At 71.7% G+C, this 21,997-nt stretch carries 17 protein-coding genes; 11 read left to right on the top strand and 6 right to left on the bottom strand.

Going from position 1 to position 21,997, the window contains the following annotated elements; translation table 11 throughout:
• Positions 1 to 66: 66 nt before the first annotated feature.
• Positions 67 to 4,389, top strand: coding sequence for a S8 family serine peptidase (locus ACGFH8_RS25580; RefSeq protein WP_393371578.1), 4,323 nt, complete (start codon positions 67 to 69; stop codon positions 4,387 to 4,389).
• Positions 4,390 to 4,460: 71 nt separating this feature from the next.
• Here the strand turns inward: ACGFH8_RS25580 and ACGFH8_RS25575 are convergent, their stop codons facing one another.
• Positions 4,461 to 4,967 (bottom strand): winged helix-turn-helix domain-containing protein, encoded by a 507-nt coding sequence (locus ACGFH8_RS25575; protein WP_393371575.1) that lies wholly within the window; start codon positions 4,965 to 4,967, stop codon positions 4,461 to 4,463.
• 251 nt (positions 4,968 to 5,218) lie between these two features.
• Between ACGFH8_RS25575 and ACGFH8_RS25570 the strand changes: the two genes are divergently transcribed.
• Genes ACGFH8_RS25570 through ACGFH8_RS25555 form a run of 4 tightly spaced genes read left to right on the top strand, consistent with a single transcriptional unit; the run spans position 5,219 to position 8,844 of the window.
• On the top strand, positions 5,219 to 6,190 hold the full coding sequence (locus ACGFH8_RS25570) for a phosphatase PAP2 family protein (protein ID WP_393371572.1): 972 nt from the start codon (positions 5,219 to 5,221) through the stop codon (positions 6,188 to 6,190).
• Positions 6,191 to 6,206: 16 nt separating this feature from the next.
• Positions 6,207 to 6,902, top strand: a complete 696-nt coding sequence (locus ACGFH8_RS25565) for a response regulator (protein WP_393371569.1) — start codon at positions 6,207 to 6,209, stop codon at positions 6,900 to 6,902.
• Complete coding sequence (locus ACGFH8_RS25560; protein WP_393371567.1) at positions 6,899 to 8,353, top strand: ATP-binding protein; 1,455 nt, start codon at positions 6,899 to 6,901, stop codon at positions 8,351 to 8,353. Before ACGFH8_RS25565 ends, ACGFH8_RS25560 begins: the two co-directional genes overlap by 4 nt.
• Positions 8,350 to 8,844, top strand: a complete 495-nt coding sequence (locus tag ACGFH8_RS25555; protein ID WP_393371565.1) for a hypothetical protein — start codon at positions 8,350 to 8,352, stop codon at positions 8,842 to 8,844. The genes ACGFH8_RS25560 and ACGFH8_RS25555 overlap by 4 nt, the downstream gene beginning before the upstream one ends.
• Here ACGFH8_RS25555 and ACGFH8_RS25550 read toward each other — a convergent pair.
• The 3 genes from ACGFH8_RS25550 to ACGFH8_RS25540 are packed head-to-tail and all read right to left on the bottom strand — an operon-like array spanning position 8,837 to position 12,170.
• On the bottom strand, positions 8,837 to 9,886 hold the full coding sequence (locus ACGFH8_RS25550; RefSeq protein WP_393371563.1) for a D-alanine--D-alanine ligase family protein: 1,050 nt from the start codon (positions 9,884 to 9,886) through the stop codon (positions 8,837 to 8,839). The two genes, ACGFH8_RS25555 and ACGFH8_RS25550, sit on opposite strands and share 8 nt — an antisense overlap.
• Positions 9,883 to 11,025, bottom strand: a complete 1,143-nt coding sequence (gene alr / locus ACGFH8_RS25545; protein ID WP_393371560.1) for an alanine racemase — start codon at positions 11,023 to 11,025, stop codon at positions 9,883 to 9,885. The genes ACGFH8_RS25550 and alr overlap by 4 nt, the downstream gene beginning before the upstream one ends.
• Positions 11,022 to 12,170: an acyltransferase family protein gene (locus tag ACGFH8_RS25540; protein ID WP_393371557.1), complete on the bottom strand. Its 1,149-nt coding sequence runs from the start codon at positions 12,168 to 12,170 to the stop codon at positions 11,022 to 11,024. Before ACGFH8_RS25540 ends, alr begins: the two co-directional genes overlap by 4 nt.
• 112 nt (positions 12,171 to 12,282) lie before the next feature.
• On the opposite strand from ACGFH8_RS25540, the gene ACGFH8_RS25535 reads away from it, so the two are divergent.
• Genes ACGFH8_RS25535 through ACGFH8_RS25525 form a run of 3 tightly spaced genes read left to right on the top strand, consistent with a single transcriptional unit; the run spans position 12,283 to position 15,342 of the window.
• The gene (locus ACGFH8_RS25535; protein WP_393371555.1) at positions 12,283 to 13,155 is read left to right on the top strand and encodes an LLM class F420-dependent oxidoreductase; all 873 of its coding nucleotides are present in this window, start codon (positions 12,283 to 12,285) and stop codon (positions 13,153 to 13,155) included.
• Between the two features lie 46 nt (positions 13,156 to 13,201).
• Positions 13,202 to 14,359, top strand: coding sequence for an FHA domain-containing protein (locus ACGFH8_RS25530; protein WP_393371552.1), 1,158 nt, complete (start codon positions 13,202 to 13,204; stop codon positions 14,357 to 14,359).
• Positions 14,356 to 15,342: a serine/threonine-protein kinase gene (locus ACGFH8_RS25525; protein ID WP_393371549.1), complete on the top strand. Its 987-nt coding sequence runs from the start codon at positions 14,356 to 14,358 to the stop codon at positions 15,340 to 15,342. The genes ACGFH8_RS25530 and ACGFH8_RS25525 overlap by 4 nt, the downstream gene beginning before the upstream one ends.
• Here the strand turns inward: ACGFH8_RS25525 and ACGFH8_RS25520 are convergent.
• Both ACGFH8_RS25520 and ACGFH8_RS25515 read right to left on the bottom strand, forming a co-directional pair.
• On the bottom strand, positions 15,326 to 16,870 hold the full coding sequence (locus ACGFH8_RS25520) for a serine/threonine-protein kinase (protein ID WP_393371547.1): 1,545 nt from the start codon (positions 16,868 to 16,870) through the stop codon (positions 15,326 to 15,328). The two genes, ACGFH8_RS25525 and ACGFH8_RS25520, sit on opposite strands and share 17 nt — an antisense overlap.
• A 127-nt stretch (positions 16,871 to 16,997) precedes the next feature.
• Positions 16,998 to 19,259 carry a catalase gene (locus ACGFH8_RS25515; RefSeq protein ID WP_393371544.1) on the bottom strand — a complete coding sequence of 754 codons (2,262 nt, stop codon included), beginning with the start codon at positions 19,257 to 19,259 and terminating at the stop codon, positions 16,998 to 17,000.
• Between the two features lie 184 nt (positions 19,260 to 19,443).
• Here ACGFH8_RS25515 and ACGFH8_RS25510 point away from each other — a divergent pair, with 184 nt between their 5' ends.
• From ACGFH8_RS25510 to ACGFH8_RS25500, 3 genes are all read left to right on the top strand, one after another.
• On the top strand, positions 19,444 to 20,334 hold the full coding sequence (locus tag ACGFH8_RS25510; RefSeq protein ID WP_393371541.1) for an alpha/beta hydrolase family protein: 891 nt from the start codon (positions 19,444 to 19,446) through the stop codon (positions 20,332 to 20,334).
• A gap of 137 nt (positions 20,335 to 20,471) precedes the next feature.
• The gene (locus tag ACGFH8_RS25505) at positions 20,472 to 21,257 is read left to right on the top strand and encodes an ABC transporter ATP-binding protein (protein ID WP_393371539.1); all 786 of its coding nucleotides are present in this window, start codon (positions 20,472 to 20,474) and stop codon (positions 21,255 to 21,257) included.
• The gene (locus ACGFH8_RS25500) at positions 21,254 to 21,976 is read left to right on the top strand and encodes an ABC transporter ATP-binding protein (protein ID WP_393371536.1); all 723 of its coding nucleotides are present in this window, start codon (positions 21,254 to 21,256) and stop codon (positions 21,974 to 21,976) included. Before ACGFH8_RS25505 ends, ACGFH8_RS25500 begins: the two co-directional genes overlap by 4 nt.
• The last annotated feature ends 21 nt before the right edge of the window (positions 21,977 to 21,997 follow it).

Here is a 21,997-nt window from a genome sequence, read left to right as displayed (position 1 = left end):
CAATGGGGGCGCGCGGCCAGATCGCTGGTCAGCGCCGGGGCGGCGACGATCCTCACCGCCACATGCTTGGTCACCATCGGATCCGGCGCGCAGGCCGCGCCGGGCGGCGCGGTGGGGGCGGGAGACAAGATCCGACCGGAGCTCGCACAGCAGCTCCAGGCCAAGAGTGAAGGGGACTTCTGGATCCGGTTCAAGGACCGGGCGGACCTGAGCAAGGCCAGCGCCATCAAGGACTGGTCGAAGCGCGGCACGGCGGTCGCGGACGCTCTGCGCAAGACCGCCGCGGCGAGCCAGGGCAAGATCCGGGCCGAACTCGACAGCTCGGGCGCGAAGTACCAGACCTTCTGGGTCACCAACGCGATAAAGGTGAACAGCGGCTCCCTGGCGATGGCGCAGACGTTCGCCAACCACGCCGAGGTCGAGGGCCTCTACGCCCCGGTCACCTACAAGGTGCCCGAGACGATCAAGGGCACCGACGAGAAGACCGCGAACGCCGTCGAGTGGGGCATCGCCAACATCAACGCCGACGACGTCTGGTCCCAGTTCGGCGTCAAGGGCGAGGGCATCACCGTCGCGAGCATCGACAGCGGGGTCCAGTTCGACCACCCGGCGCTCGTGAACTCCTACCGCGGCAACAACGGCGACGGCACGTTCGACCACAACTACAACTGGTTCGACGCCGCCGGCACCTGCGAGACCGGCCCCTGCGACGACGACGGCCACGGTACGCACACGATGGGCACCATGGCCGGCTCCGACGGCGCGAACCAGATCGGTGTCGCCCCCGGGGTCAAGTGGATCGCGGCGAACGGTTGCTGCCCCAGCGACGCCGCTCTCATCGAGTCCGGGCAGTGGATGCTCGAACCGCTCGACCTCAACGGCCAGAACGCGGACGCGAGCAAGCGACCCAACGTCATCAACAACTCGTGGGGCACCCGGGACCCGTCCAACGAGCCCTTCATGACGGACGTGACGGACGCCTGGGCCGCGTCCGGGATCTTCGGCGTCTGGTCCAACGGCAACAGCGGGCCGGCATGCCAGACCAGCGGCTCGCCCGGCAGCCTCGCCGACAACTACTCGACCGGCGCGTACGACGTCAACAACAACATCGCCGGCTTCTCCGCCCGGGGCACCGGGCAGGACGGTGAGATCAAGCCCAACATCTCGGCCCCCGGCGTGAACGTCCGGTCGAGCATCCCGGGCAACGCCTACGGCAGCAGCAGCGGCACCTCGATGGCCGCGCCGCACCTCGCGGGCGCGATCGCGCTGCTGTACTCGGCGGCCCCGTCGCTCATCGGCGACATCGACGCGACCCGTGCGCTGCTCAACGGCACCGCGATCGACAAGGCCGACGCCCAGTGCGGCGGCACCGCGGCCGACAACAACGTCTACGGCGAAGGCCGGCTGGACGCCCTCGCGTTGCTCACCGCCGCGCCCACCGGCGACATCGGCACCCTGGCCGGCACCGTCACCGACGCGGCCACCGGCGCCCCGATCGCCGGCGCGACAGTGACGCTCACCGGCCCGACCACCCGTGAGGTGACCACCGGCGCCACCGGCACCTACTCGACCCAGCTCCCGACCGGCGACTACCAGGTCACCGTGGCGGCCTTCGGCTACGGCAGCACCACGAAGCCGGCGACTGTCACCAAGGCCACGACCACCACGCTCAACGTCGCGCTGACGCCGGTGGCGAGTGTCAACGTCACCGGGGCGGTCACGGACGGCTCCGGCCACGGCTGGCCGTTGTACGCGAAGGTGACGGTCACCGGGGTGGCCGGCGTCTACGACTACACCACCCCGTCGAACGGCCGGTACAGCCTCAAGCTGCCGGCCGGGCAGACCTACACCCTGAAGTACGAGTCGCAGTACCCGGGCTACCAGACCGTCACCAAGCAGGTCGTGGTCGGCTCGGGCAACGCCACCGCGAACGTCGCGGTGCCGGTGGACACCACCGTCTGCACCACCGCGCCCGGATACACGACCGGCTCCGACGGTGAGTACGAGACCTTCGACGCCACGACCACGCCGGCCGGCTGGACCGTCGTGGACAACGCGGGCAGCGGTCAGGTCTGGACGTTCACCGACGACGGCGACCGGGGCAACCTGACCGGCGGCAGCGGCAACTTCGCGATGATCGACAGCGACAACTACGGTGCCGGCACCAGCCAGGACACCTCCCTGGTCAGCCCGGTGGTCGACCTGACCGGCGTCACGGCCCCGGTCATCCGGTTCAACCAGGACTTCAACCAGCTCAACGACGACACCGCCGACGTGGACCTCAGCATCGACGGCGGTGCCACCTGGACGAACGTGCTCCGGCAGGAGACCGACGTCCGGGGCCCGAAGCTGACCGAGATCCCGATCCCGCAGGCGGCCGGTCAGGCGCAGGTGCAGGTCCGGTTCCACTACTACGACGCGTCCTACGAGTGGTGGTGGGAGGTCGACAACGTCCTGATCGGCAGCCAGATCACCTGCGTGCCGGTCGACGGCGGGCTGGTCGTCGGCAACGTCCGCGACAAGAACGACAACAGCTACGTCAACGGCGCGACCGTCACCAGCAAGGACCGGCCGGCCGAGAAGGCCGTCACCGTGGCGACCCCGGACGACCCGGAGTTGGCCGACGGCTTCTACTGGATCTACTCGACGCTCACCGGCACGCACCCGTTCACGGCGACGGCCGGCAACTACGTCAGCCAGACCAAGCAGGTCGACGTCGAGGCCGACTGGGCGACCGTCGCGAACTTCCAGCTCGCGGCCGGCCGGCTGTCGGTGACGCCGACGCAGGTGAGCGCCACGCTCCAGATGCCCAGCGGCAAGGCCAGTAAGACGTTCACGGTGACCAACACCGGCGGCGCGCCGGTCGAGGTCAAGTTCGGTGAGCGGGACAACGGGTTCGAACTCCTGCGGGCGGACGGGTCCAAGGTCACCAGGCAGCAGGTGCTCGGCGGCTCCGGCGCGCCGGAGCAGCGGCTCAACGCCGCGACGTCCTTCGCCGCGAAGGCGTCCGGCAAGGCGGCCAAGGCGGCCACCGCGGGGGTCGGCCCGCAGGCCGCGCCGTGGACCGACATCGCCGACTACCCGTCCACGATCATGGACAACCGGGTGGTGAACCTGGCCGGCAAGGTCTACTCGCTCGGCGGTGGGGACGGGAGCGCCTCCACCACGAAGAACTACGCCTACGACCCGGTCGCGCAGACCTGGACGGCGATCGCCGACCTTCCCGGCGCCCGTAACGCCCTGACGGCCGGCGTCGTGGAGGGCAAGATCATCGTCACCGGTGGCTGGGGTGAGTCGGGGCCGGACTCGGCCACCTGGTCGTACGACCCGGGGGCCAACGCCTGGACCGAGCTGGCCGACAACCCGGCGCCGCGATCGGCGGCCGGTCAGGCCGTCGTCGACGGCAAGCTGTACGCCATCGGCGGCTGCACCACCGCCGGCTGCACGCCGATGTCGAACAGCGTGGTCCGGTACGACCCGGCCACTGACACCTGGACGACGCTTGCCAACTACCCGAAGTCGGTGGCCTTCGCCTCCTGCGGCGGGATCGACGGCATCGTCTACTGCACCGGCGGCAACGACGGGGCCGCCGCGCTGAAGTCCAGCTACGCCTACGACCCGGGCGCCAACACCTGGAGCACGGTCGCCGACGCGCCGACCGACAACTGGGCCAGCTCGTACGCCGTCGCCAACGGCAAGCTCCTCGTCGTCGGCGGTTCGCAGGGTGGTGCCATCAGCAACGCGGGCTTCGCCTTCGACCCGGGCACCGGTTCGTGGTCGAACCTGCCGAACGCCAACACGCCGCGCTACCGCGGTGGGGCGGCGTGCGGCTTCTACAAGATCGGCGGCTCGTCCGGCAGCTTCGACGCGGCGGCGGACAGCGAGGCGCTGCCCGGCTTCGAGGGCTGCGCCGAGTCGGCGGCCGACGTGAGCTGGTTCGCCATCGACAAGTCGGCGGCCACCCTCGCGCCGGGTGCGAAGGTCACGGTCACCGTCACGATGACGGCGAACGTGGACCAGCCGGGCACCTACTCCGGCGCGGTCGCGATCTCGGAGAACACGCCGTACTCGGTCGCGCCGGTCGCGGTGACCATGACCGTGAACCCCCCGAAGACCTGGGGCAAGCTCATGGGTACGGTCACCGGCACCAGCTGCCAGGGTGCGACCTCGCCGCTCACCGGCGCGGTCGTGCAGGTCGACTCGTGGGCGTCGTCGTGGACCTTCGCCACCGACGCCCAGGGCAAGTACGCCTACTGGGTGGACCGCCGCAACAACCCGATCACGATGATCGTCGCCAAGGACGGTTGGAAGCCGCAGACCCGTCAGACGAAGATCAACAGCACCACTCCGACCGTGGAGGACTTCGGGTTGGCGCCGATCCGGTGCTGACACCCGAACGGTAGCGAGCACGTCCGGCCCGCCTGGTGTCCGACCAGGCGGGCCGGACCGTGTCCGGCGGATCAGACCGGGACGAGCCGGAAGCCGACCCCGCGTACCGAGTGGATCGTCGCCGCGGCGTTCAGCCTGGCGAGCTTGCCGCGCACCCGGCGGACCACCGAGTGCATGTCGGAGCCGCGGCCGAGGTGCCGGTTGCCCCAGACCTCGAGGTGCAGGCGCTCGTAGGTCCAGATCTGCCCGGGCGCGTGCACCAGGCAGAGCAGGACGTCGTGCTCCAGGCGGGTCAGGTTGATCTCCTGGTCGCGCCACCGCAGCACCCGCCGGTCGGAGTCGACGGTCAGGTCCGGTGGCGGCGGCGGTGGGCTCGGCGCGACGTCGGCGAGCACGCCGGTGACCGGGGGAGTCGGAACGGGAGGTGTCTCGACCACCCCGAGGAACTCCCGTGCCTGGTCGACTGTCGAGACGATCAGGAAGGCGTCGCTTCCGCCGAGTAGTCGGGCCAGCTGTCGGCGTTCGGCCGGTGACGACGCGATGCCGATGACCAGGCTGTCGACAGAGATTCCCTGCATTCCCCCAACCCCTTCCGGTTCCCCAACTCACTCCGGATGGATTTGTCGCACCGTCGATGCCAAACATCGATCGGCGCCCTGACCCTAGTGGCGGCTGATCTCGCCCGGGTAAAACATCGTCGATGCAAGCAGATGAATTCGACCACGTCGCGGTGGTCAGCAGCCGGTCGCCGGCGGTCCGGAAGCGGTTGTGACAGAACCAAGACAATCCGCGCACGGTGTACGGACCTGCCGGGGCGAGCATTGTCGCCATGTCCATCGGATCGTCGTACCCCGTCGGGCGGTCGACGCCCGGCCCGCAGCCGGCGCGACCCCTGCCGCACGCCCGCGCGGCCGTGCCGCTGGGTCTCCGGCTGCTCGCGGCGTCGCTGTGCGGCCTGCTCGCCCTAGCCCTCACCGCGGCCGTCTTCGTGCGCACGTACCCCGGTCAGTGGTGGGACGGCGCGCTCCTGCCGCGCGCCGAGCGGGGCGGAGGCTACGAGCAGCAGACGGTGCTTGTGGGTCCGGCCAAGACCGTACTGGCCGCCTTCGGCAGCCCGACACTCCTGGCCGCCCTGCTCGGCGCGGTGCTGGTGGTGGGTGCGCTCCGCCGGCGGTTGGCGGCCGGCGTGGTCGGCGTGGGCATGGTCCTGTGCGCGGTGGTGGTGGCCGGCGCGGTGAAGTCGGCGCTGCCCCGCCCGGACCTTCAGATCGAGAGTTCGACCACCCACAACAGTTTCCCCAGCGGCCACGTCACGGCGGCCACGGCGCTGCTGCTGGCGTTCATGCTGGTCCTTCCCGGGTGGGCCCGGCGATGGCTGGTGGTGCCGGGCGCGGCGGGTGTCGCCCTCATCGCGGCGGCCACCATGATCGCGGGCTGGCACCGGTTCAGCGACGCGCTCGGCGGCGTACTGCTGGGGGTGGCGGTGTTCTGCCTGGCCGCGGCGGCCCTGGTGGTCTGGCGGGGGGACCAGGGCGCGGACGACCGACCGGTTGGCGGCAGCCCGTGGCGCGGGCTGACCGAGGGGGCGGCCGGCCTGGTCGTGCTGGTCGGGGCGCTCGCGGTGGTCGTGCCCGACCTGGCCACGTCGGTGCGGCGCGGGGCGCTCGTCGCCATCGTCGTGGTCGGCGCGGTGACGATGGTCCTGGTGGGCTCGGTGGTGTTCCTGGTACGCGCCACTGATCTCGCCTGCCCGCGTCCCCCGCGGCCACGGCCGTCGACCGGATCCCAAAAGATCTCATGATGGGATACTTGACGACATGTCCCAGGTGCTGCTGATCGAAGACCACCAGACGGTGCGCGACGGACTGCAGCTGGCGCTCACCCGGCAGGGCCACACCGTGCACGCCGCGGGGACCGGTGAGCAGGGGTTGGACCTGCTGCGCACGACCTCGTCCGACGTCGTGGTCCTCGACCTCATGCTGCCCGGGATGGACGGGTTCGAGGTCTGCCGCCGCATCCGGCAGCTCGGCGACCTGCCGATCATCATGCTCACCGCCCGCAACGACGACATGGACGTGGTGGCCGGCCTGGAGGCCGGCGCCGACGACTACGTGGTCAAACCCGTGCAGGCCCGGGTGCTCGAGGCGCGCATCCGCGCGGTGCTCCGACGGACCGGTGGTGAGTCCCGACGTCCCGCCGGTGAGCGCGCCGGTGTGGAGGAGTACGGCCCGTTGACCATCGACCGGGCCGCGCTCGTGGTCAGCAGGGACGGGACACCCGTCGGCCTGGCGCCGACCGAGCTGCGCCTGCTGCTCGAACTCTCGCACACGCCCGGCCAGGTGCTCAGCCGCCAGCAACTGCTGGAGGCCGTCTGGGAGCACGGATATCTCGGGGACTCACGGCTCGTGGACGCGTGCGTCCAGCGGCTGCGCGCCAAGATCGAAGTCGACTCGTCGGCGCCGGTCTTCATCCAGACCGTGCGCGGTTTCGGATACCGGTTCGGGCCGCTGTGACCCGCTGGGCCAGTGCCCGGGTCCTGGGCCTGCGGGTGCGGCTGCTCCTGACCTTCGCGCTGCTGGGCGTGACCACGACGGCGGTCGTGGCCAGTGGCAGCTACTTCCAGGCCCGGACCGTCATCCTGCAACAGGCGCAGGACGCCGCCGTGATGTCGCTCACCGACCAACTCGCGAAGGTCTACCCGATCGTCCAGCTCCCACCGACCCAGGCCGACCTCGACCTGCTGGCCCAGCGGCTCTCCGACCGGCAGGGCTCCGCGGTGGTCGTCTACCGGGACATGCGCTCACAGGGCGGTGTGGAGATCGCCGACCCGCTCACCCCCGAGCTGCGCCGGGAGGTCGGTGACGGCCGGATCGCCTGGCAGCGTGTCTCGCACGACGGACAGCCCTGGCTGCTCATCGGCACCCAGTTGACTCTCGAGGAGTCCGACGGCACGTCCCGGTCGTCCGGGCTGGAGGTCTACTCGGTGCGCAACCTCGTGCCCGAGCAGCAGAGCATCAACCGGCTCGCCACCCGGGCGTGGCAGACCGGCGGGCTGTCCCTGGTCCTCGCCGTCCTGCTGGCCCTGCTGGCCGCCCGCGGCGTCCTGCGGCCCGTCCGCGACCTGGGTCGGGCGGCCCGCCGCCTCGGCGAGGGCGACCTGAGCACCCGGCTGACCGTCCGGGGCGCCGACGAGCTGGCCGACGTGGCGCGGACCTTCAACGACACCGCCGGGACGCTGGAACGGCAGGTCGATGAGCTGCGGCGGATGGAGTCCGACGCCCGCCGCTTCGTGGCCGACGTCTCGCACGAACTCCGTACGCCGCTGGCGGCGATGACGGCGGTGACCGACGTGCTCGACGAGGAGGCGGACCACCTGCCCGGCGACGCGGGCCGAGCCGCCCGGCTGGTCAGCCGGGAGACGCAGAACCTCACCCACCTGGTCAACGACCTCATCGAGGTCAGCAGGTTCGACTCCGGCACCGCGCGGCTCGCCCTGGACGACGTGGACGTGGCCGCGGCGGTGACCGCGACCCTGCGGATCCGGGGCTGGGCCGACCGCGTACGCGCCGACCTGCCACCGGGAGTCATGGCCCGGCTGGATCCCCGCCGGCTCGACGTCATCGTCGCCAACCTGGTCGGCAACGCCTTCCGGCACGGCGCCGAGCCGGTGTCGGTACGCCTGCGCGCGGACGCGGACTGGGTCACCGTCGAGGTCGCCGACCAGGGTCCGGGTCTGGACCCGGCGGTCCTGCCGCACGTGTTCGACCGCTTCTACAAGGCCGACACCGCGCGGACCCGCTCCGAGGGCAGCGGCCTCGGCCTCGCCATCTCCTGGGAGAACGCGCGCCTGCACCACCACGGCGACCGGCGGGGGAGCCTCGTCGCGGGCAACGCCCCCGGTGGCGGCGCGGTGTTCACCCTCCGACTGCCCCGCGACCCGGCGGACGACGGAGGTGCCAGGTGACCAGGCGCGCGCTGCTCGCCGGTGGCGTTCTGCTCACGCTTCTCGCCACCGGCGGCTGCGGGGTACGGCCCAGCGAGGTCATCACCGGTCGGCCCGCGGTCAGTGGCCCGTCCCGGGGCGTCGGGCTCTACCTGCTCGGGGACGGCGAACTCGTGCTGGTCCTGCGCCCGGCGTCGGCGGACGCCTCGCCCGCCAACGCGCTCGCCCTGCTCGCGGCCGGTCCGCTGGGGTCCGAACGCGGCCAGGGTCTCACCAGCGAGGTGCCGGCCGGGCTCGACCCGGTCACGGTGACGTCGGGGGCCAACGGGTCCGGTGACCTCACGGTGCGCACCACCGGCGCGGCCCGGTCCCTGTCGCCCAGGGCGGCCGACCAGATCATCTGCACCGTGGCCGACGCCGCGGCCCAGGTCGGCCTGGCGGGCAACTCCACACCGGTCGCCGTCGTCGGGTCCGACGGCGCCCGACCGGCCCGGCCGTGCCCGCTCAGCTGACCGGATGCCGACCACCGCTGCGCGCCAGGTCGACGGGTCGCGCCTGCCGGGGCAGCCCGGTGTGGCGGCCCCGGTCCTCGTCGACGAGCGCGCCGGCGATCAGGATGTCGATGAGCGCGGCGAACCCGAGACCGGCCTGGGCCCAGATCTGCGGGAACTGCGACGCGGCGGTGAAACCGGGGAACGTGTTGACCTCGTTCACGATCGGCTCGGGGGACCCCTCGGCGGGCAGGAAGAAGTCGACCCGGAGCAGGCCCCGGCAGTCCAGGGCGCGGAAGGCGCGGATCGCCCGGTCCTGGAGCACCTCGGTGGTCTCCGCGTCGAGCGGGGCGGGGATCTGGAAGGCCGCCCCGCCGTCGTACTTGGCGTCGTAGTCGAAGAAACCGGGCCCGGTCACCCGGATCTCCAGCGGCGGGCCGGCCTGCACCCGCCCGTCCGGGTGCTCGAGGACGGCCACGTCGATCTCCCGCCCGCGCGCCCCCTGCTCGACGAGCACCTTCGGGTCGACCTGACGGGCCTGCTCCAGCGCTGCGGGCACACCCGCCCACTCGTCCACCTTGACCACGCCCAGGCTGGAACCGGCCCGCGCCGGCTTGACGAAGACCGGCAGGTCCAGCCGTTGCCGGTCGGTGGACGACAACTCCTCGCCGGGACGCAGGGTCACCCCCGGGCTGACCCGCAGGCCCTCCGCCGCGAGGAGTCGCTTGGTGACGCCCTTGTCCATGCCGGCGGCGCTGGCGAAGACACCGTTGCCGACGTACGGCACGCCGAGCCACTCCAGCAGCGACGCCACAGTGCCGTCCTCGCCGTACGGGCCGTGCAGGGCCGGGAACACCACGTCCTGGGTACGCAGCACGCGCAGCGCCTGGGGGAGCGTCGTCGGGCGGCCGCCCACGTGCCACCCGCCGGCACGGTCGATGAGCACCTCGGTGACCTCGTACCGCTCCCGGTCCAGGTTGGCGAGGATGCTCGCCGCCGAGCGGCAGGACACCTCGTGCTCGCCGCTCTGCCCGCCGTACAGCACTGCCAGTCGGGTTGTCATGAATTCCGTGCCCTTTCGTGGAGGTGGTCGCGGGCCACCCGGGGCCCGATCCCGGTCAAGATCTCGTGCGGGTTGGTGTCGGCCCAGCGCGCCCACTCGACGACGGTCGGTGGGGCCTGGTCACCCTCGCCGGGGCCGAAGACCACCACCGGGTCGCCGATCGTCACCGGTTGGTCTCCGGCGTCGACCACGCACTGGTCCATGGCGACGCGCCCGACGACGGGGCACCGTCGGCCGCCGAGCCACACCTCGGCGCGACCGCCGGTGACGCGGGGCAGCCCGTCGGCGTAGCCGAGCGGCAGCAGCGCCAGCGTGGTCGGCGCGCCGGTGACGTGGTCGGGCCCGTAGGAGACGCTCGTGCCGGCGGGCACCCGCTTGACGTTGACCACGCTCGTGCGCACCGTCATCGCCGGGGTCAGCCCGAACTCGCCCGGACCGCTCGCCCCGAAGGGGTCCACGCCGTACAGCGCGATCCCGATTCGGCAGAGGTCGTAGCGCGTCCGCGGTGCGGACAGCGCGGCCGCCGAGTTGGCCAGGTGCACCAGGTCCGGGTCGAGGCCGGCCGTGCGGGTGACCCGCAACGCCTCCTCGAAGGTCGCCACCTGCCGACCCAGCTCGGGTGTGCCCGGCAGGTCCGCGTCGATGAGGTGGGACCACACCCCGCGTACCCGGATCGCGCCCTCCCGCTCGTACTTGCGGGCCCACCGCACCAGCTCCGGCCAGTCGTCCCCGGCTGCTCCGTTGCGGGACAGACCGGTGTCCGCCTTGAGCTGCACCATCGCCGGTACGCCGAGCAGGTGGACCGCGTCGACGACGGCGTGCAGGTGCGTGGTGGTGGACACCCCGACGTCGACGCCCGCCGTGATCAACGCCCCGAAGTCGTCGTTCGGCCGGTGCAGCCAGCTCAACGTGGGCGCGGTCACCCCCGCCGTACGCAGGGCCAGCGCCTCGGCCGCCGAGGTCACCCCCAGCCAACGCGCGCCGGCGCGCAGCGCGGCACGGGCCACCTGCACCGCGCCGTGACCGAACCCGTCCGCCTTCACGACGGCCATCAGGTCGGTGCCGGTGAGCGACGTGATGGCCCGCACGTTGTCGGCGATCGCCCCGAGGTCGACCACCGCCTCGGCCAGCGCGCTCATCCGGCCGCCCCTCCCCGGCGGGGACCGGGGAGCGCGAACAGCCAGCGCGCGCGCACCGCCACCAGCCCGCGGTGGACGGCCAGGCTCACAGCGATCACCAGCCCGCTCAGCAGAATCGGATAACCGAGCACGATCAGGCCCTGGGCGGACCGGTCCAGCCCGGAAATCGGTACGAGCAACAGCCGGTGCAGCAGGGCCAGGACCGGCATGTGGATGACGTAGATCGGCAGTGTGATGCGGCCGAGCCTAGCCAGCGGATCACTGAGTGCCGACCACCGGGCCAGCCGGGCAGCGGCGGTTATGCCGAAGATCACTGCCACCGCGGACACCGCCGTCCACACGCCGAACCACTGCTGGGCGCCGGCCGCCGCCATCGCGGCGAGCGCGAGCGCGTAGGCGCCCGAGGTCAGCACGAGGCGGCGCCTGCTGGCGGTGGCCGCCCACCGCTCGATCTGCGGTCGCAGGGACAGGCCGGCGAGGAAGAAGACCAGGTTCTGATAGAGGCCGGCCCGATTGCCCGGGGTGTCGAGCAGTCCGGCGGCGGCGATCGCGGACAACGCCGCGGCGGGCACGAGGACCAGCGCCCGGGGGAGCCGGCGGGTCGCCTTGGCGACTGTGAAGTACAGCGCCAGCGCGTACAGGTACCAGAGGTTCGACGGCGTGATGGTGAGCTGCTCCAGCAGGCCCAGGGCGGAGGTGGCGCGGTCGGTCGGCAGTTGCGGGGCGGCGGCGAGGACCGCGGTGTGGATCAGCAGCCAGACGACGTACAGGTAGAGGAACCCGGCGATGCGGCCGCGGGCGACGACCCGCCACGGCCGCTGGGCGGCGTTCGCCGCGAAGACGCCCGAGATGGTGAAGAACAGCGGCATCCGCAGCGGCAGGAACTGCTCACCGAGCGTTCCCCACAGGCCCGGCACCGGTACGCCGACGTGCCAGTCGATCTGCAGGTAGTCCTTGACCACCACGTGCCAAAGGACGACGAGGATGATGCAGACGCCCTTCGCCGCGTCGGCCCACCGCGCCCGGTGTGACTGCCGGTCGGCGGGGACCGTCCGGGTCCAGTACCGGTGGCGAAACCGGACGCGCGTCGCCTCGGGCTGCGTGTCGACGGGCCGGGACTCGGTGGGAGACAACTGTTGGATCACTCAGCAGAAGCTGCCAGCCGGATATCCGCGCGTGATCCACGAATTGTCATGATCTGGTAATGGACGCGGCCAGCCCTCGACACGTCCCCTAGGCTCGTTGCGGAGGTGCCACATGAAGCTCGGGCTGCACTACTGGAACTACTCGACCCCGGCCGACCCGACCGCGATCGCGCCCACCCTGGCACAGGCGGCCACCACCGCCGAGCAGGCCGGCGTCGCGTCGTTCACCGTGATGGACCACTTCTTCCAGATGGACGCGGTCTTCGCCGCCGAGGAGCCGATGCTGGAGGCGTACACGACGCTCGGCTACGTCGCGGCGAAGACCGAGCGGATGACGTTGGGCGTGCTGGTCACCGGTGTGATGTACCGGTACCCGGGGTTGCTGGCCAAGACCGTGACGACCCTCGACGTGCTCTCCGGCGGCCGGGCCCGCCTCGGCATCGGCGCCTCCTGGTACGAGCGGGAGCAGCTCGGGCTGGGCGTGCCGGTGGTCCCGGTGGCCGAGCGGTTCGAGCGGCTGGAGGAGACGCTGCGCATCTGCCTGCAGATGTGGAGTGCCGACGACGGGCCGTTCGACGGACGCCACTACCAGCTCGCCGAGACCATCAACTCGCCGCAGCCGCTGCGCCGCCCGCACCCGCCCATCATGATCGGTGGCGGGGGCGAGAAGAAGACGCTCCTGCTGGTGGCGCGCTATGCCGACGCCTGCAACCTGTTCGGCCGTGCCGGCGTCGACGACGTGGCGCGCAAGCTGGACGTGCTGCGCGGGCACTGTGCCTCCGAGGGCCGCGACTACGACACCATCGAGAAGACGGTGGTGGCCTCCCGGTCGCCGCTTGACGACACCGACGCGTTCCTCGCCGAGGTCTCCGACTACGCCGCGCTCGGTGTGAGCGAGGTGCAGGTGACGCCGGACCGGCACCCGGTCGAGTTCGCCACGCGCCTCGGCGACGAGGTGCTGCCCCGGCTGGCGGACATCGGCTGATCCCACGACGACGATGCGGGGACGCCAATTGTGAACGGAATTGTCGGTGGCCCCGCGTCGATTAGGGTCGCGGAAGCGACGATGCGTGCCACGTACAGTGTGGACCGTGTGGATTGAAGAGCATCTGACCACGGTCCCGGACGTGACTGATGTCGTTCTCGATCTGTCGAACGTGGTGCGCGAGCGTGGGCTGTGCAGTGCACGGGAAGCCGACATGCGCCGCCTGCCGGCGTTGATCAACGGTCTCAAGAGCTACCTGCAGGACGAGACCGTTCGGGTGTACGCCGTGACCGACTGGTCGCTCTGGCGTCGAACGGACCTGCTGCCGCCGACCGACAGGCGCAACCTGAAGCGCTGGATCGATCTCGGCTGGGTCGAGGCCCGCGAGGGCGCGGACGATCGCGTCGTCGAGATCGCCGACGTCACGGGCGCCAGGATTGTCAGCCACGACACCTACAAGGGCAGGCATCGGGCTTTCCCCTGGATCCCGGGCAGCTCCGACCGCTTCCTCGGCATGGAGCCCGACGGCGACGGCGTCCGGGTCGTCGCGCGGACGATCCCGATCTACCCCGAGCGGGTGCTGTCCAGCGCCGAGGAGCAGGATCTGCTGCGGGAGGCAGGGCTGTACGACCGGGAACGCCAGTTGCGGCGCGCGCCTCTGTCGCGTGCCTGGTTGTGCCCCGAGCCGGAGTGCCCACTCTTCGGCGCCGGGCGTGCCGATGGTCAACCGCTTCCGGTGTACCGCAACGGTCGGGTGTGCTGCCCGACGCACCGACAGGCGATGGCCGACCTCGGCCCGCTCGTACGCCCGTTGCAGATCAAGGTATCGGTGGACCGTAAGGTGGTCGATCGTTTTCAGGTGCCGCCGGGCGAGCCGGTGGTCGTCGGCCGGGAGCTGCTCCAGCGCGTGCCAGCGGCGCTCCTGGAGTGGATCAGCCGGCGGCACGCCGAGATCCGTTGGGACGGTCAGGCGCTGACGGTCGCCGATCTGCGCAGCAGCCACGGCGTGCGCGTCAAAGGCCGCCGGCTTCCGCCCGGCCGGCCGGAGCGGTGGGACTTCCGCGACGCGGTCGCCCTGCATGACCGGGTCAAGCTGGTGGTCAGCGGCCGACACTACGTCTTCGACGTCGGGCCGTCATCGCCTGTCGAGCCGCCCGCTGTGGCGTTCGACGCGCAGACCCGCCAGCACCGGGATCACCGGTGATCGGCCGGCGGTTGGATGATCGCTACACCCTTGGTGAGCGCATCGGCGCCGGCGGCTTCGGGCAGGTGTTCCTGGCCCGGGACACGAAAATGGACCGGGATGTCGCGATCAAGGTGGTCCGGGACGAGGGCGAGCCTGCTCACCTCGCCCGGTTGCTGCGCGAAGCGCGGGTGCTCGCCGGGATCCGGCACCCCAACATCGTCTACATTCTCGATGTCGGTGACGATTACATCGTCATGGAGCGGCTCACCGGTCCGAATCTGCTGACGTTCGTGAGGCCGCGGCTGCCGCTCCCGGTGGACGAGGCGGCCAGCTACGGGGTCGCGCTGGCCGGCGCGTTGACGGTCCTGCACGACCGGCCGGATCCGATCGTGCATCGCGACATCAAGCTGGAGAACATCATGCTCGACGGTGAGCGCGGCCGTCAGCAGGTCAAGCTTGTCGACTTCGGGCTCGCCGCCGCCCCGAACCTGACCCGGGTGACCCAGATCGGTGTGGTGATCGGCACGCCCGGCTATCTGGCGCCGGAGCGGCGCGACGGCCTCCCGGGCGGTCCGCCCTCCGATGTCTACGCGCTCGGCGTCACCCTGCACGTGCTACTCAGCGGGTCTATGCCGGTCGCGGCGGACGCGAGCTCCGGACGGGCCGCCCGGTCGCTCGCGCAGCTGCGGCCGGCGCTGCCGCCAGGCCTGGCGGACCTCGTCGATCGCATGCTCGCCGCCGACCCGGCCGTGCGACCCGGCGCGGCGGAGGTCCGCGACGCCCTGGCCGGTGTCGGCGGGGCGCGGGTCGCGGCGGAGGCCCTCGCCTCCCGGCTGGCCGGCCAGTTCACCGAGATTCAGGTCCAGTTCGGTCAGGGACGCGAGGCTCTGGCGGCCTTCGCGCTGGTGCGACTGCTGGCTCGGGCTGGGGCGGAGCTGGGCTCGGACCATTCGCTTGTGCGTCGGATCAGGGCGTATGCCGACCTCAGGCGAACTCCGTAGTGGCCCACAGCGTCGCCGTCGCGGTGTCCCCCGCGGTGAAGCCGCCACTGATGGTCTTGACGGTGGCGTAGCCCACCAGGCCCTTCTCGGTCTGGAAACAGAACACCGAGTTCTTCTGGACCGTGACGCGGGTGGTGCCGACCGTCGCGATCAGGTCGTGGCAGGCCCGGGGCGATGGCTGGGTGTTCGCGGGCAGGTGCGCGACGCTTGTCTCGTCTCCACCGCCGATCCCGCCGATGGTGGACTCCACGTTGTTGGTAAGGCCGAGTTTCAGATCGACCACGCCGGCGTCCGGGTCCACGGTGGGCGGGAGCTGGTCCAGGTCGATGCCGTCGCCGTTGATCCGGATGTTGCCCGTCCACCGGACCTCGTCCGCTGTCGGAGATGGAGATGGAGATGGAGTTGGAGACGGGGACGGAGGTGGCGGGCTGGCCGCCGGCGCGGTGCTGCTGATCTGCGCCGCCGGCGTTGCGGACGAGCTGGCCAGCCCTGCGGTGTCCCTTCCCGGGTCGGTCGAGTCGGGGAGCAGTTTGACCGTGACCACTGTGGCCGCCGTCAAGACCACGGCCGCGGTTCCGGCGGCGACCAGCCACCGCCGGACGCTGTTTCGGCGGGGCGGGACCGTGGCCGGCGGAGCGGGTTGGGCCGCGACGCGCGCCAGCTCCGCCGTACGTGCGGCGATGTCGGCCGTCAACGCCGGAGGCAGCCAGCCCTCGGCCGGCCTGGGCGTGCCGGCGCACTCGGCGATCACCTCGGCGGTGGTCGGCCGATCGGCGGGGTCGACCGACAGGCACCGCTCGATCAGGCCTCGCAGCTCCGGTGGACAGCCGGTCAGATCCGCCTCGCCGTTGGTGATCCGCAGGAGCTGGCTGGCAAACGTCCCCTCACCGAAGGCTGACCGGCCGGTCGAGGCGAAGTACACGACCGCGCCGAGGGCGAAGACGTCGGAGGCGGGCACGGCCTCCTGACCGAGCGCGACCTCCGGAGCCATGAAGCCGGGCGTGCCGATGGGCGTGCGTGAGATGAGGCTCTTGGTGATGTCCGTCGCGCGGGCGACGCCGAAGTCGATGACCGTCGGACCGTTGGCGGCGAGGATGACATTGCCGGGCGAGAGGTCCCGGTGGATGACATCGCAGGAGTGGATGTTCTGCAGCGCGGCGGCAATCGTGGCGATGAGCGTCTGCGCGCTTGGCAGCGGCAGGGGGCCGTGCGCGCGTACCGCGTCCAGCAGCGTCGGCCCGATGACGTATGCCGTCGCCAGCCAGGGTACGGGCGCGGCCGGGTCGGCTTCCAGCAGCGGCGCCGTGTACCGGCCCGACACCTCCTGGGCCGCTCGTACCTCGCGCGCGAACCTGGCTCGGAAGTCCGGATCATCGGCGTACTCCGGGCGGATCACCTTGATCGCCAGCGGGCGTCCCCCCGGTGCGAAGCTGAGGTAGACCTCGCCCATGCCTCCGGCACCGAGTCGGGCGCGCAGGCGGTACCCGCCGATCTCGCGCGGATCGCGATCGTTCAAGGTGGACAGCACGGGCATCAGCGTAAGGCAATGCCGTCTGCACCGGGCGGCCCTGGTGGTGGTGGGCTGCTCGCCGGCGGCAACGAGGGCTGCCCCCCGCTTCGCGGGTAGGGCAGCCCTCGGCACTGCTCGACGACGGTCAGGCGACAGTGGCGGGGAACCTCTCCCACACCCGGTGCGCGGCCATCAACTGCTGCACGGCAGCCAGCGCCTCGGCGCCGGAACCCGCCGTCACGACGCCGGGCGTGCCGGCCACCCCGACCTGCTCCAGCACCGCGACGCCGGCGCCCCAGGCGCCCACGGCCTTGGCGTGCCGCCAGGACTCCTCGACGAGGAGCAGCACGCGGGGATCGACGGCGGCCGGCGCCGGCGTACCCGCCTTGGCGTCGCGGGCCGGGACGGCATCCGGCGCGGGCGCCGGCGCTCCGGCCAGCAGGACCGCGTCGAACTCGACGGACCGGCCGGTGGCGAAGGTGCGCTGCACCGGCATACCGCCCACCACGCCACCGTGCGGGGCGATCAGCAGCGGCACCATGCCGGCCGCGAACACGGCCCGCCGGACCTCGTCGACGCCGTCCAGGTCGCCGTCGGGGTCGACGACGATGCCGACCATCCGACCGTCACTCGGCCACTCCCGGCCGACCTGTGACAGCGCCGGGCTGGGCGTGACGTCGGCGAGCGGCTCCGTCGGCTGCGGGGTGGGCAGACCCAGCCCGGTGGCGACCTGCTCGCAGAGCACCGGGTCGATGTTGGCCAGGCACTGGAGCTGACGCTCCTTGATCGCCTGGTGGTAGCACTTGCCCAGCTCGAAGGTGTACGCCCGGATGATGTGCTCCTTCTCCACCGGCGACATGCTCGACCAGAACAGGCGTACCTGGCTGTAGTGGTCGTCGAACGAGGCGGGGTTGGCGCGTACCTTCGGCGCCTGCGCCACCGTGACCGGCACGTCGACGAAGGCGTGCTCGGCGTCGCCGGCCGGGAACGGGTTGCCGCCGTCGAGCGAGTTCGGCCGGTACGGCGCCACGCCGGCGTGCACGGCGTGCTGGTGGAAGCCGTCGCGCAGCATGTCGTTCACGGCGGCGTGCGGGCGGTTGATCGGGATCTGGGTGAAGTTGGGCCCGCCCAGTCGGGTGAGCTGCGTGTCGACGTAGGAGAAGAGCCGGCCCTGCAACAGCGGGTCGTTCGTCACGTCGATGCCCGGCGGCAGGTGGCCCAGGTGGAAGGCGACCTGCTCGGTCTCGGCGAAGAAGTTCGTCGGCGTCCGGTTGAGCACCAGCCGCCCGATCGGCTGTACCTCGGCCAGTTCCTCCGGCACGATCTTCGTCGGGTCCAGCAGGTCGACGCCGGCGAAGGTCTCCTCCGGGGTGTCGGGGAAGACCTGGATGCCCAGCTCCCACTCGGGGTACGCGCCGGCCTCGATCGCGTCGTAGAGGTCGCGCCTGTGGAAGTCCGGGTCGATGCCCCCGATCAGCTGTGCCTCCTCCCAGGTCAGCGAGTGCACGCCCAGCTTGGGCTTCCAGTGGAACTTCGCCAGCACCGTCTCCCCGGCCTCGTTGACGAGGCGGAAGGTGTGCACACCGAAGCCCTCCATCGTCCGGTACGACCGCGGGATGCCCCGGTCGGACATGTTCCAGATGGTGTGGTGCTGCGCCTCGGTGTGCAGCGACACGAAGTCCCAGAAGGTGTCGTGGGCGCTCTGCGCCTGGGGGATCTCCCGGTCCGGGTGCGGCTTGCCGGCGTGGATGATGTCCGGGAACTTGATCGCGTCCTGGATGAAGAAGACCGGAATGTTGTTGCCGACCAGGTCGAAGGTGCCCTCGTCGGTGTAGAACTTGGTCGCGAAGCCGCGGGTGTCGCGGACCGTGTCGGCCGAACCCCGCGAGCCGAGCACTGTGGAGAACCGCACGAAGACGTCGGTCTCGCGCCCCTTCTTGAGGAAGCCGGCCCTGGTGACCGCCTCGGCGGTGCCGTACGCGGTGAACACGCCGTGCGCGCCGGCTCCCCGGGCGTGCACCACGCGCTCCGGGATGCGCTCGTGGTCGAAGTGCGTGATCTTCTCGCGGAGGTGGTGGTCCTGCAGCAGCACCGGGCCGCGCGGCCCGGCCTTGAGCGAGTGGTCCGTGTCGCGCAGCCGCGCTCCGTTCGCGGTCGTGAGGTAGGCGCCCTGCTGCCCCTTCGCGGTCGCCGGGACGCCGGTCTCGGCACCGGTCGGCGTCCGCGTCTGCGGTGCCCCCTGCTCCGGCTTCGGTGGTAGCGGGTCGTGTGGCGTCGTCGGCTCCTCGACGCTTGGTGGCGCGCTTCCCGGCGCGCCGGGGACATCCGGGGTGAGGGCGTCGGCGATCTTGCCGGAGGCCGTCTTCACGGCGTTCTTGACCGCCTCGGCGGGCTTGCTTGTTTCCACTTGACGAACCCCTCCAGGGAGCGTGTGCGGGCAGGCGAGAGCCCTGCTACCCCTGGTCAGAGGGTCGAAACACCATCGATCCCGGCAACCTGCGCCGGAACTGGTGATTTCGCCGATGCGCGGACCGGTGGACCGGCCAAAACTCATGTACGTCGATTTCCCTCGACCCTAGGGAGTGCCCGACGTGTCCTCACCAACCACCACCCGTCCCCGTTCCGTCGCAGCTCGGCTCGCGGTGACCGCCGTCCTGGTCGCCGGCGGCGTTCTCTCCGGCCCGACCGGCGCCGCGCAGGCCGCCGGCCCGTACGAGCGGGGTCCGGCCCCGACCACCTCGATCCTGGAGGCCAGCCGCGGCCCGTTCGCCACGGCCTCGCAGAGCGTGTCGTCGCTGAGCGTCACCGGCTTCGGCGGCGGCGTCATCTACTACCCGACAAGCACCAGCGAGGGCACCTTCGGCGCCATCGCGATCTCGCCCGGTTACACCGCCGCCTGGTCCAGCATCAGCTGGCTCGGACCGCGCATCGCCTCGCACGGCTTCGTGGTGATCGGCATCGAGACCAACACCCGGCTGGACCAGCCGGACAGCCGGGGCCGGCAGCTCCTCGCCGCGCTCGATTACCTCACCCAGCGCAGCTCGGTGCGTACCCGGATCGACAGCAGTCGACTCGCGGTGGCCGGGCACTCGATGGGTGGCGGGGGCACCCTGGAGGCGGCCTCGTCGCGGCCGTCGTTGCAGGCCGCCGTGCCGCTGGCACCGTGGAACACCGACAAGAGTTGGTCCGAGCTGCGGGTGCCCACGCTGATCATCGGCGGGGAGAGCGACACCGTCGCGCCGGTGGCGACGCACTCGGTGCCGTTCTACAACAGCATCCCGGCCTCCGCCGAGAAGGCGTACCTGGAGCTGAACGGGGCGAGCCACTTCTTCCCGCAGACGACGAACACGCCCACCGCCCGGCAGATGGTGGCCTGGTTGAAGCGGTTCGTCGACGACGACACCCGCTACGAGCAGTTCCTCTGCCCCGGCCCGAGCGGTTCGCAGATCGAGGAGTACCGCAACACCTGTCCCAGCTCCTGAGCGTGGTCGCGGGGCGGTCGCCGGTGGCGGCCGCCCCGTCGGCGTGCGGACGAGGGCCATTGAAGGTCTTGACGCGATACCCGAGAAACGTACACTGCGAGTGTAAATAAACACCCGCCACGACAGAGGGATGGGTGATGGAGCGAGGCCTCGAACTGCACCACATCGGCGTCCGTTTCGGCGGCCTCACCGCCCTCGACGACGTCTCGCTGCGCGTCCCACCCAACCGGGTGGTGGGCGTGATCGGGCCCAACGGCGCCGGCAAGACCACGCTGTTCAACGTGATCTGCGGGTTCGTCGCGCCGGAGACGGGCTCGCTCACCCTCGACGGTCGGCCGCTGCGGCCCCGGCCGCACCGGCTGACCCGGCTCGGCATCGCCCGGACCCTCCAGGGCACCGGCCTCTTCGCCGGACTGACCGTGCTGGAGAACGTGATGGCCGGCGCGTCGCACACCGCCCGGGCGGGCTTCGTCCCGGCGCTGCTCGGGCTGCCGGCGAGCGACCGCGACGAGCGCCGGCTGCGTCGGCACGCCCTGGACATCCTCGACGACCTGGGCATCGCCGGGCACGCCGAGGCCGCGCCGACCACGCTTCCCTTCGCGGTACGCCAGCGGGTCGCCCTGGCCCGCGCGCTCGCCGCCCGACCCCGGCTGCTGCTGCTCGACGAGCCCGCCGGTGGCCTCGGCGCCGACGACATCGCCGAGCTGGCCGAGCTGGTCCGGCGCCTGCCCCGGCGCGACGACGACCCCTGTGCGGTGCTGCTCGTCGAGCACCACATGGACCTGGTGATGGCGGTCTGCGACGAACTCGTGGTGCTCGACTTCGGCAAGGTCATCGCCGCCGGCACCCCGGACGAGATCCGCGACGACCCGGCGGTCACCGACGCGTACCTCGGCGCCACCGTCGAGGAGGTCTCCCCATGACCGCGACCGACCTGCTCGTCGTGCGAGGGCTGGTCGCCGGTTACGGTGCCGCGCCCGTGCTGCGGGCCATCGACCTCACCGTCCCGGCCGGCACCATCGCCGCGGTCGTCGGCGCGAACGGCGCCGGCAAGACCACCCTGCTGCGAGCGCTCTCCGGCATGATCCGCCCGGTCGCCGGCCAGGTGCTGCTCGCCGGGGAGGACCTGCGCGGCACGCCTGTGGAGCAGCTCGTCCGGCGCGGCATGGCGCACGTCCCGGAGGGGCGGGGCGTGATCAGTGAGCTGACCGTCGACGAGAACCTGCGCCTCGGCGGGCTGTGGCGGCGGGACCGGGCCGACGCGCGGCGTGCCCTCGACGAGGTCTACGACCTCTTCGAGCCGCTGGCCCGACGCCGCCGGCACCTCGGCCACCAACTCTCCGGCGGTGAGCGGCAGATGCTCGCGCTCGGCCGGGCCCTGGTCGGCCGACCCCGCCTGCTGCTGCTCGACGAGCCGTCACTCGGCCTGGCGCCACGGGTGGTCGCCCGGACCATGGCCCTGCTCCGCCAGCTACGCGACCGCACCGGCCTGACCGTCCTGCTCGTCGAACAGAACGTGCGCAGCGCGCTCGCCGTCGCCGACCAGGGCGTCGTGATGTCCCTCGGCCGGGTGGTGATCGCCGCACCGGCCGTGCAGTTGCGTGACGACGTCGACCTGCGCCACGCGTACCTCGGTTTCTGACCACCACCTCGTCCCCCGGAG

Source organism: Micromonospora sp. NPDC049175, from assembly GCF_043197345.1.
Classification (GTDB): Bacteria; Actinomycetota; Actinomycetes; order Mycobacteriales; family Micromonosporaceae; genus Micromonospora.
Note: the sequence above shows the minus strand (reverse complement) of the source record. Positions and strands in the feature narration are given on the sequence as shown.

Bases quoted from the DNA above. Each gene is read 5' to 3' on its own strand.
- ACGFH8_RS25575 (WP_393371575.1), bottom strand. From the start codon at position 4,967: ATGCAGGGAATCTCTGTCGACAGCCTGGTCATCGGCATCGCGTCGTCA.
- ACGFH8_RS25570 (WP_393371572.1), top strand. From the start codon at position 5,219: ATGTCCATCGGATCGTCGTACCCCGTCGGGCGGTCGACGCCCGGCCCG.
- ACGFH8_RS25565 (WP_393371569.1), top strand. From the start codon at position 6,207: ATGTCCCAGGTGCTGCTGATCGAAGACCACCAGACGGTGCGCGACGGA.
- ACGFH8_RS25550 (WP_393371563.1), bottom strand. From the start codon at position 9,886: ATGACAACCCGACTGGCAGTGCTGTACGGCGGGCAGAGCGGCGAGCAC.
- alr (WP_393371560.1), bottom strand. From the start codon at position 11,025: ATGAGCGCGCTGGCCGAGGCGGTGGTCGACCTCGGGGCGATCGCCGAC.
- ACGFH8_RS25535 (WP_393371555.1), top strand. From the start codon at position 12,283: ATGAAGCTCGGGCTGCACTACTGGAACTACTCGACCCCGGCCGACCCG.
- ACGFH8_RS25505 (WP_393371539.1), top strand. From the start codon at position 20,472: ATGGAGCGAGGCCTCGAACTGCACCACATCGGCGTCCGTTTCGGCGGC.
- ACGFH8_RS25500 (WP_393371536.1), top strand. From the start codon at position 21,254: ATGACCGCGACCGACCTGCTCGTCGTGCGAGGGCTGGTCGCCGGTTAC.